Annotated in this window: 6 protein-coding genes and 1 pseudogene; all 7 read right to left on the reverse strand. The window is 32.9% G+C overall.

Annotated elements, in window-relative coordinates:
- Positions 1 to 75 precede the first annotated feature (75 nt).
- Complete coding sequence (locus tag Q4566_RS16245; protein ID WP_303423485.1) at positions 76 to 5784, reverse strand: hypothetical protein; 5709 nt, start codon at positions 5782 to 5784, stop codon at positions 76 to 78.
- A 4-nt stretch (positions 5785 to 5788) separates the two neighbouring features.
- Complete coding sequence (locus Q4566_RS16250; protein ID WP_303423487.1) at positions 5789 to 6262, reverse strand: hypothetical protein; 474 nt, start codon at positions 6260 to 6262, stop codon at positions 5789 to 5791.
- 133 nt (positions 6263 to 6395) lie between these two features.
- Entirely contained in the window at positions 6396 to 6947 is a 552-nt protein-coding gene (locus Q4566_RS16255) for an OmpH family outer membrane protein (RefSeq protein ID WP_303423489.1), read from the reverse strand.
- A 32-nt stretch (positions 6948 to 6979) separates the two neighbouring features.
- Complete coding sequence (locus tag Q4566_RS16260; RefSeq protein ID WP_303423490.1) at positions 6980 to 8518, reverse strand: hypothetical protein; 1539 nt, start codon at positions 8516 to 8518, stop codon at positions 6980 to 6982.
- An 859-nt stretch (positions 8519 to 9377) separates the two neighbouring features.
- Positions 9378 to 10184: a DUF4138 domain-containing protein gene (locus Q4566_RS16265; RefSeq protein ID WP_303423492.1), complete on the reverse strand. Its 807-nt coding sequence runs from the start codon at positions 10182 to 10184 to the stop codon at positions 9378 to 9380.
- Between the two features lie 21 nt (positions 10185 to 10205).
- Complete coding sequence (gene traM, locus Q4566_RS16270; RefSeq protein WP_303423494.1) at positions 10206 to 11126, reverse strand: conjugative transposon protein TraM; 921 nt, start codon at positions 11124 to 11126, stop codon at positions 10206 to 10208.
- An 11-nt stretch (positions 11127 to 11137) separates the two neighbouring features.
- Positions 11138 to 11287: pseudogene (locus Q4566_RS16275) on the reverse strand (conjugal transfer protein TraK); the annotation flags it as partial.

Here is an 11287-nt window from a genome sequence, read left to right on the forward strand (position 1 = left end):
TTACACTTTGTAACTGAATTTTCCTGAGTATAACCTAACTGAATGCAAGAGATTATAATTATTACTATTATCTTTTTAAAAACTATCACGATATTCTTTTGGTAGATTATACTGTGTTTCTGTTATTATTTTTAGACCTTTTTCTGTCTCAATTTGTTTTCTCACTAATTGCCCTTCACCATTATATTGATAATACAATCCAAAATGTTGATCATCAAATAATGTTAGTAATCGAAGTGATTTTACATCGTATACATAACAAGTAGTTTGAGCTTCCTTTGGATTAAATTTTATATCATCAATATAAGCCTCTGCATTCTCGAAAAATAAAGCGGCCTGAACAAATTGATTTTCACTGAATGTTTCTGGGGGAAGGAATGCTCTATATAAAGACCATTCTCCTGTTTTCGCCATCAATTCCGGAGCAAACTCAATTCCATTTATTTCTACTACAGGTTTTATTAATTTTTCGTCCGATTTAGTCCAAAACTTAAGCCAACCACCTTTTTTAGTCAGTAAGTTTTTTGCCGTTACGTTTTTCAACAGATTAGCTCCGCTAGTGATTTGCTTTGAATACATTCCTGAATGTGCAATATCTTTAACGAGATTTGTTTCTATACTTGCTTTATCTTCAAAGTGTTCAAAATACATCTCTTCATATGTGGAATTTTTTGAGATCATTGTAGGTAAAGTGAAATTATAACCATACTTAGAAGCACTATATATTCCAAGCACGTCACGTTCTTCTAATGAACTACCGTTTGGTGAATACTTCGTTACTTCATTTAATTTCACCCATTTTTCACCTTGATTAGAACCATCATACTTAAATGCATCAAAATCCTCAATGATTCCACCTTCGTATATTTTTCCCGCGGCAGTTATCCTATCTGATGATCTCTTCACGTCTCCTTTAAAAACGTAACTCTCATGCATTCTGAACACTGTTTCTGAACCTAGTGTTCCATAAACATTCTGTACACTCGAATTATTCCAAGACGAAACATTTTGTAAAGTTGCATAAGTGTTGGCTCCTGCAGATATTACCTTATCCGTTTTAATCGACCAAGTACCATCGTCATTAATTGGATTAGCATTTGCGCCATAAGTAATGACCTGACCTGAACTTGCTAATAATTGATTGGTATTTTCTTCTGGTTCATGAGATTTTTGTCCCATTCTTTCATAATTCCAATGGGCAGGAATATTTAAACTATATATTGAACCATCATGTTTTTGGTTAGAATTATTTATGGTTATATTATGATAAGCATCATAGGTTTTAGTTAAAACGGGACGCCCAGTCGCATAGTCAAAAGCTAAGTTCTCCGTAGTAGAAGCTATATTGTCAGTATAAGAAACCACCTTTTTCTGTAGAACTGGGTATTTAATTACTTTAGACGTAGCATATTTCGTAAGGAATTGTTCATTATAACTAAATACTAATGAAAACGACACAAAAATAGGTGGCGGAAACAATAGTCCTGCACTTACGTCAATTTCGAAATTGAAATCTAAATTTTTAGTCTCAATACGATAACCTTCTTGTGTAACATCCATTTCCTTTCCTGGTACATCCCATACATAGGTTCCTTTATACTCCCTATCGAATGCCTTTAACTGCCGTACTTTTTCACCAGGTTCATAGTAGTAAAAATCCTGTCCAGAAGAAATGTAACTAGTTTTACCTGCTACATAAGTTCCTCCATAGGTTCTTACTGATCTTGGCACCCCATGCATGCTGTTTTGAATAAACCTGAAACCCTGCGAAGCCCAAGCTTTATCAAAACCATAACTAAAATATGGAGTTGGTATATTTAATCGATCATTATGCATATTATCCTGTAATACAGTATATGAGACACCACGTTCAGGGCCATTTGTAGCAAAATCGAATTTACGATCATCACCTTCTAAAAGCTGATAATCGTATAACTTATCATATGGATATTCTTTGCAAGTAATAAACTCATGTACCGTATAACCAGTACCTGTTTTTCCTTTGTGTATATTTTCTACTACTACTCTTGAATGACTTACCGTTGGAGATGGTAAAAGCGACTCTCCAATAGGTCCTTCTGACTGTTCTCTGTCTTTACCGACTATTAATCTATTAATCCAGGACTGATCCTTTTTAGGCATAAAGCCTACTAGTGGATTCTCTTCTCTCATTTCCTGAGGTTCGTTAGAGGCCACCCCGCTAGATCTACCATCTTCCAACTCATACTTATATTCCTGTCCGTAAATAGCTGCTTCCCCTGATCCGATTCCTTTATCACACATCAGTATTTTTTTAACACGAACTCCTCCTCCTCTTTTTGCTTTATTAATTGGTATTTTAAGATAGGACAAGCTTGGATCTAAGCGCATACATACATTTTCTTTTCTAGGAAAATTGGCATCTACTTTTCCATCACCAATTGCTTTCATGCCATCTTGAGCATATTCCAAGGCATCTATGGCTTTCAATAGACTAGTAGTCCCTATATCACCACATTCTAAAAGATCTTGCTCAATTGCATCTTCATATTTTTTTTCAAACTCTCCCTCACAACCTGCAGAATACTTACCCCACCGCTGTGTTACATAATAATCATAGCAAGCTTGTCTAGGAGTTAAGCGATAGTTTTCATCTGGTTGTGGGTCGTCCGTTAACCCATCACCAACATAATTCGGGTTATCAGGATCTGTTAACCCTTTTAGAGTAATTTGGATTTCACTACCATTACATTGAATATTTTTAACCTTAGCATATCCCGTTATATACTCTGATTTACAATTATCTAAACCTGGCATATTATTCTCCAAAGCATATAAGAGTTTAAAATATATTCGCTCTCTAACTTCATCAGTATTATCGGAGTCTGGTTTTCCTTCTAGGAAATATTCATTAAGTTTTTCACATAATCCATCAGAATACCCTCCTATATCTGACAAATCTATAGTATAAGTTGGGTCTGTATATGTGTTTGAGGCATTAGATAACTTAACCAAGGCCATGGCGTCCCGGTCTTGTACATACAAATAATCTTTACTTTCATACTCTACCAAAATCTCTCCTCCAGATGGTAATACAATTTGCTTTAGTTGCCAAGCAGCCGGATCAAACTCCGATTCCGGAATACCCCCTTGATAAGGCCAAGTTATCAAATTAAGATGTCTATTAGACGCACTATTCTGACTCCCAACGCCATCGTATTGATTAAAACCCCAAGCATCTAATAAATGTGGCCCATAGTCAGGGTTCTGTGCAGATAATGAATAAGAGCCATCAATTTCATCATTATTCGAATATTGATACCCAAACTTATAGGAGCTGATTCTGGCATCCACTACTCCTTCAAATTCTGACCAGACCTTTTTTAATGTTAACTTGCCACTTTTATTGGAAGTTTTATTACCAGGAAAGTTACCTTCAACATTATTAGGCAAATTTTGAACTAACGAATAATCATATCGGAAATTGGTTACTTGTAAAGGTGTTTCAGGGCGTGCCTTTGAAAACAACACTATTTTCTCTAAATACTCTAATTGATCTTCCCCTTTATGGCTTTTGTTTTCAGAACTAGAAGAAGGATCTGTCTCCGTTAAATCCGGAGCACCCAAACCATCATTACGGTCAACACCTGAACCATTAAGAAACTTAGCAGCTCCTCCAATATCACCAAACCGAGAGGCACTAGATTTATTAGTTACAAAATAAGCAACATGTGTTTTAGTTTCTACCTTTTTTAAATAGTTCACTTCTTTTTCACCTGTATTAACATAACCTGTATCATCCTTACTATCAGAAATAGAATTTTTACTATATAATAGGCCGTTATAAGGAATCCTCCAACGGTACCATTTATCTTCCTCACTTTCTTCTCCATATTTTTTGTGATACTCAAAAGATGTCCACCCCCCAAAATCCGAGTCATCTGGACCGACCGGATCTAAATCTATATAATCCGGAGTAGTTATCAATTTCAAAAGTGAAGTATTCTCGTATGGTACTTTTTTAACCTCACCAGAAACCCTGTCTTGTAAACAATCATCCACATCATATAGGTTGTTTAAATATGTTTTCGCATATGCTAAATAATTATTTTCTACATCATCATTATCACCATTAATACCGAAAGATAAAGAAGAGGCATTCCTTACCATTACTGGCTCTGTATAGCTATACTTAATACCTGTCTCATTGTGAATTTCAAACCCTCCTTCATCCTTTTTTTTGATAAACGAAGATGCATTCATGGATACATCCGTATTATCTTCTCGAAAAGCATTTACATCACTAACACTTTTATTAACTTGTTTAATTCCAGGAAAGTCAGGACTTGCATTTAATTCCACATTAGCAATATCATTATTCGCAAAAGCAACTTTCCCTCCTAGATCTCCATAAAACCTATATTTGATATTACTGTGCGTTTTACCTCCAAGATCAGATCGTTTTTCCATTTTTGAAGAATTACTTCCAAAAGACAGGTTAACTCCAACACCAACATTGGTACCTATCATACCTTCAAGACCAACTCCATATGTATTTATCTTACTACTTCCTTGTTCATTAGAAAATGCTCTTGGCCCATCGGAATATGCCCTAAACCCTCCAGACAACCCTTCACCTGACAAAGAATGATTGTCAGGACTGCTGTAAGGAATACCAATAAAGAAATCTCTTTTATCAAATGGTTGTGCTTTTTCTGTAAAATGATCTGCTCTTTCTGCATCTGAACTCCCCAAATACCCCGTTGCTTGAATTGTATCATGAGGTATGGAATGGTTAACACTAAAAGAGCCTGTGTACCCTTGTTCAACAGAAACTGGTATAAAGAGTGGATTAATCTGTAAACCATAACTTAGATTTACATTCATTCCTTTCATTTTCGTTAATGAAACTGACTGACCCACATCTGTAAAAGTCTGTAATCCAAATAGTGATGCTGCATTAAATCTACCATATCCACCACCACTCATACTCATTTTAAATGTAGTCTTCTTATCCTCATCCTGATTCTTCGTTTTTTCCTTATTGTCCGGATCTTGTTTTTTTTGTTTATCAATTAAAGTGATATCGGTCCTTTTATATTGATTAAATAATCTAAAAGGATTAATGGTTGCGCTAAAGGTCACTCCTGTTTCGGATCGATTCATAGATAAACTAGCCCCGGCTTTAGAAAGACCTATCGAAGATGTTTTAGAAATTCCCTGATAATTATTATAGCGTACATATTTACTAAAATTAAGACCGAATTGACTTTTATTATAGACCGAACCACTTTCTGGGTCTGAATTAGTATCTGCAGCGCCCTTTCCGCCTCTATCTCCTTCATCTGGTGAAGCACTAAAAACCTCAATATTAGTTTTTTTAAGGCCAGACATGGTCCAATTAGGACGTGTTTTATTATAGATATCTATTTCTGTGTTATCATAACTATCTGGATTACCTCTAACACTAGTATTTATTGCACCTGGATTTAATGTCCATCCATGACCTACCCAAGAAGCCTCTTCTTCAGAAGACGCACCACTATGATAGGATAAGGACATTGCATATCCCCCTCCATCGGGTCCTGGAATCTGAATAACTGGTAAATTATAAGTGAAGTTACCCGTAAACGGATCTACTAAATTTGTAGTTGCCACCGGTTCAAAACTAGAAAACTCAGGAGAACTTGGCCCCGAAGTTAAAGCATATAATCCATTAAAAGATGGAATAAAAATTCCTATCAACATATCACACAATAACATGTATGTAGTTGCCCTAAAGTATTTTTTACTTATAAAGATCATAAGTTTACTGATTTAAAAAATTTAAGTGTGGTAGGTTATCTATTTTATTTCTTTTAAATACAAAATGAGTTATCCCTGTATCTAAAAAAGTGTCTTGAAAAACAATATCTAGTTTCTCAGATTTTAATACGTTTTTGTAATCATCAGAAAAAACTATGTAAATAGATTTTTTGTTACCTATTTCATATAGATTTTCCATCGTGGTTAAAACTGGGTTATATTTTTCACCTGAATCAGTTTTGAGCACTAAGGACTCTTTGATATTAAAACTTAAGTCTTTTATTCTTTGACTATAATCACTCATATTAGTTACACCGTACTTGGATGCATCTACATTTTCATCATCATGAGTTATCGTTAACAAAAATGTTCTTGACTTATTAAATAGCTCTAAATAGTCATTGACAGTTTTATCACCATTTCCAGCATCTTTTTTATACTCATTTAGAGCCAAGTATTCTGGTGGTAGGTATTTCATGGATAATACAAAACCATTAGTTTTAGAATTCTTCACAAAACCATTGCTAGTCTTACTTAGCCATTTTAAAAGCTCCTTTTCATTATCAATTGAGGATTTACAACTGATGAAAAACACAAAAAAAAGCATCACACTAATTATCAATCCCTTCGACATATTCCTTATTTAACCCCTGAATAATTTTATCTGTTATATCAATCGCTTCGGAGGCATATAGTACATTACCAGATGTAGTCACTCCCGAAATTAAATCAATTCCATTATTTTTTGCATAGCGCTCTATAAAACCATTAACTTTATTGTAAACCCCTTGCAACAATATCTCTTCTTGTTCTATAGCTTTATTTTCAATAGACTTTCCTAACTGAAATGTTTTTGCTTTTAATATTTCAAGCTCCTTTTCCCTAATCTTAAACTCTTTTTCAGAAAGTTTTTCAGTAAGAATCTTCAGTTCATTAGATTTAGATTCATATGTTGATTTTTGTTTGTCAAAAGTCTTACTCATCTCTTGGGTCTTTAGCTCATACAAATCTTGTGCTTCTCTAAAACCTTGATAATTTTCCAAAACAGTTTGGGCATTAACTATTGCAACTTCTTTGTTTTTACTCCTAATAAAAAACAGATATCCTATCAAAACAAACAAAACGATGTACACCAAACAGTGTATTTTATTACCTATTTTCATTATTTTTTTTTATAAATTCTATGGGTTAAATTTTAAAACGAACTAACGTTGTCACTTTGATCCTCTTCTACAACTAAAAAGTGGCCTTTAAAAGATTTTTCTTGAATCTTTAAAATGAAATAATATGCCCCAGGCTCAGTAAGTTCTGTATCAACGATAAATCCATTGATTGCAGAGCTAGGCTGAATCAATAATTTAGAGTCGGATGGTGAGATAATTTCTAAGGTTGCCCCTGATAATTCTATATTATTATTAATTGTAACGGTCAGTGGTACTGATGTATCGTATTGCACACCATTAATGAGATTAATAGTAAACTGTGAACCGATAGTTACGTCCTTATTTAAAAAACTAATTTTACCTTCCGCTAAATTGTAAAATTCACTAGAAAGACTTAACCAAGTTTCATTACTCAAAACTTCAATATTACTTATATTTTCACCATTTACCATAAGCCTTAAATTAAGACCAGTAGATTCTTTTGAAGGTTTTACATTTAAAAACACTATTTTATCACCGCCAGTATCTTCTCCTAGATTTACAAACACCTCACTATTTTGGTTCCCACTCTCTAAATCTGAAATTGCGACATCTCCGATTATAATATCATATACAGATCTTGGAAGCTTTGCAGTATTAATATAGACTCCGTATTCAGTCTCATCAGGACAACCTTTAACATTTGGATTTAAATAATCATTATCGACCTCAGTGTAACCACCATTCCCCATAACCATTCCTGTTTTACTATCTACCACAGGGAGTCGACCCCCTAGGGTCCCATCTTTATCCTCATCTGAATACCCAGCCTCCAGTACATCATTACATCCATCACCATCACTATCCAAATCCTGACTATTAATAAGACCGTCATTATCGATATCAACATTCCCTATTGAACTAATTTCAAATCCTGAAAAAACAGATAATCTATTCGAATTATTGTACCCCCCTTTTTCTTTAGACTTCTTGGTTTCACCTAGGAAAGAAGTATCAATATAAAAATCTAGATCCGCACTTACGTGGAAGCTTTTTACTAGAGATTTATTTTGATAAAACTCTAGAACATCATTTTTATAAATGATTGCGAAAACATCTTTCTTTTTGAAAGAGAATTTTGAAGATTTTTCTTCACCATTTGATATAATCTCAAATCTATTGTTTTGAAAAAAGAAACCATAATCAACATCCTCAAAACTGATATTGTTTTCTTCAATTCCAAAACCTACAACTGCATCCTTTGACCCTTTTACTTTGAATGTTACCTGATAATTATTAAAAAAATTTAATCCTGAAAACGGAAAAGAGTTAATAGAATTAGACCATTCACGTCCTCCCCTTGAAAAAACAACATTATTAAGGCTAGATTCGACATTGATATGATTTTTCCATCTGATGATTGTTTCACTTCTTAAATGATCCTCAATAACATCTAGAATGCCATCATTATCATCATCTAAATCTTTTATATTCTCTATACCATCATTGTCTGAATCAGCTAAAGAATTAACTTGAGAAAAGGCAAAACAGCTTATTAGAAAAAAGAAGCTATAAAGTAGTTTTTTAACCATATATATAATATTCAATGTATAGACTAATAATTATACTACATTCCAAATTAATAAAATATCTAACCACATGAAGAAAACTGATATTCGATTTCAATGATTAAACAACATTTACCTATTGTTAAAATGTTAATACATTATATAAAATTAACATAAAAAAATGTTAATTTTTTTGGGGACACAAACATACATTTTTTTTATTTTACATACTCCTAAATTTATAATTTTTCCTCAGACAAAGCCCGAAAAAACGCTTATAATAACGATAAAAACCTACAAAACAAACACTTAAAAACACAATAAAAACTTTGTATTTTTTTTAAATAATCTATAGAAAACACTTAATTATGTGATAAATTAACATATTCCGTATAAAACAAAATTGCCTAAAAGGGCTTTTACGGAGAATTAAATATTTAAGACACCCCCGTTTTTTTCATGTAAAAATTAATTTCACCTTATTAAATATTCACAAAAAAGCGATTAAGAAGGATAGTTGAAATAATACTTTTAATTTGATAGATTTACAATAAAAAAAAATTAAAAAATAGGGATTTCATAATTATAGTTAAAATGTAACACTTATGTTTTGTAAGATTTTGGCTTATTATTATTTATTACTTGAGTATTTTTCGGTAAGGTTTTATTGTTTTCTTTATATTGAATTTGATAAAGATTGGATTCGTTTTTATAGACACAAAAAACTAAACAACATTCTCTTAACATCAACAAAACACAGACATAAAACTTGGACTTAACATTTCATTAGCCTCCAACTCACAAGATCCAGGCTAAAAACCCACTGTAAACTCGAAAAAATTATAATATTGAAAAGTTAAAAAAACCTAAAAACCCAACCACTTCAAATACTTTTTAAAATAATAATTCTACTCCCCCTTTTTTCAGCCAGTTCCAACTGTAAACTCTGATTGTCTCCTAGGCTAAATTTAGGCAACACTACAACAAAAGATTCAGAGTCTTCTTTTTCCACATGTGAAGGATAATTATAAGTGCTTATTAGATTTAACTGAAGCTTTTGATAGGATGCTTTTCGTTTATTAGTAGACGATACTTTATAAACCTTTAAATACTCAAGTTCAAAATCTATCTTGGAGGTGTTCTTAAGTTCAAGTACTAAATACACCAAATCTTTATGATGTCTTGTTTCAAGTAACTTTAAAACCACACCTTTGTTACGCTTGGATTTCTCCACCCTATAATCCTTTTTCAAAAGGTATCTACTAAATTCATCACTATAGGAATATTGCTTAATATTTAAGCTATCATTTATACCTTTAAGAGCCACCTGCGAACGCTTAGCAACTTCGTGCCCTATACTTTCTGATTTAGAAATAAAATAATTTAATTTAGTAATACTGTCACTGTATTTCAAAATATAAGAATACACTTGTCCATCACCAGTAACAGCTAGTAAATTACTTTTTTGCCCTGGTCGAGCCTGAAGAAGTCCAAAATATTGTTTCTTCTCTCTATTGTAAGTAAATACAAAATCTTTAGAGCCAGTAATCCCCTGACGGATATAATCTGGAAAAAACAAGGATACATTCATCTTGTCATTGACCAAAATCGTATCTAAAACATGTGCATCTTGAGCTGTTGAAGCTAGAGCCATGAGCATAAAACATACTACTAAACTATAATTTTTCATTTTTTTTAAGTTAAAAGGTTATTAATCTGCTCTTAAATACAATTTGTAATTACCTAGAATCTTTACTTTAATACTTCGGTTATTTTGTTGAAATATTTTCTTAATGCCATTCACCTGAGGGACGCCAGCAATATTGACATCCTGAACAATATCTCCTATCACCTCAGTAGTAGCTTCACCTCTAAAACTATTTCTTACATAAATACCTTCTCTACCATCTTGTAAATCGTAAGCTTTTAATTTTACAGGGTGATGCTGGATATTGTCAATGGTTATAATAGTTCTATTTGGTTCAAAATCTACGAATCCATATATTGGTGTATGTTTTAAAAACAATTTCCCTTCTATTTCTGTGTCTTCTAATAAACGCATATTAATTCTGTGGTTTGTTCTAACCGTTTGGGTACCATCTATAATCACGGAAATGTATTGATCTTTGGCATGGTCAGTCACTCCTTTAGGTGAAGATGCAAAAAACAGCAGGTGCTCCAAATTAAAAGCTTTAGTGTCTATCTCTTCGACTTCACCAACTATAGAATCTCGTTCTTTAGGCATTCCGACCTTTGACGCTACCCGCACTCCCTCCTGGTTCACATGTGGCGCATTGGTATAGTAGATTTTGCTGTTTTTATAAATACTGTCCACCAATTTGATTTTCTGATTATCCAATAGTTCTGTATCGTATATACCTAAAGAGTCTAAATACCGTTCATCATAAATACTTGGTGCATTGGTTTGCTTTACCTCTTTTAAGTCATTTATAGCTTCCAATTTAGACTCGTATTGTTTTTGATCGCCTTCTAATTCTGGAATTGGAATTTGATTGATTTCCAGTTTGGGTGCCTCATCTCCTTCCATAATGAGTATAACATATGCACCAATAAATAATAGCACACATAAAATCAAACCTCCAAATATCAGTTTATTTTTATCTATATTCATAACTCTAATTTTTAATGGTTTTCTAATTTCCTTAAGGTATTCTCATAAAAATCAGTGATCAATAACCCGTGGGTGTTTTTTGGGAAATTACGCCCCACATGGATCAACTTTCCTGTAGTTGTAAGCTCATAAGCATCTATTATGGAGCCTCTATTAATTTC

The organism is Tamlana sp. 2_MG-2023, from assembly GCF_030548465.1.
Taxonomy (GTDB): domain Bacteria; phylum Bacteroidota; class Bacteroidia; order Flavobacteriales; family Flavobacteriaceae; genus Pseudotamlana.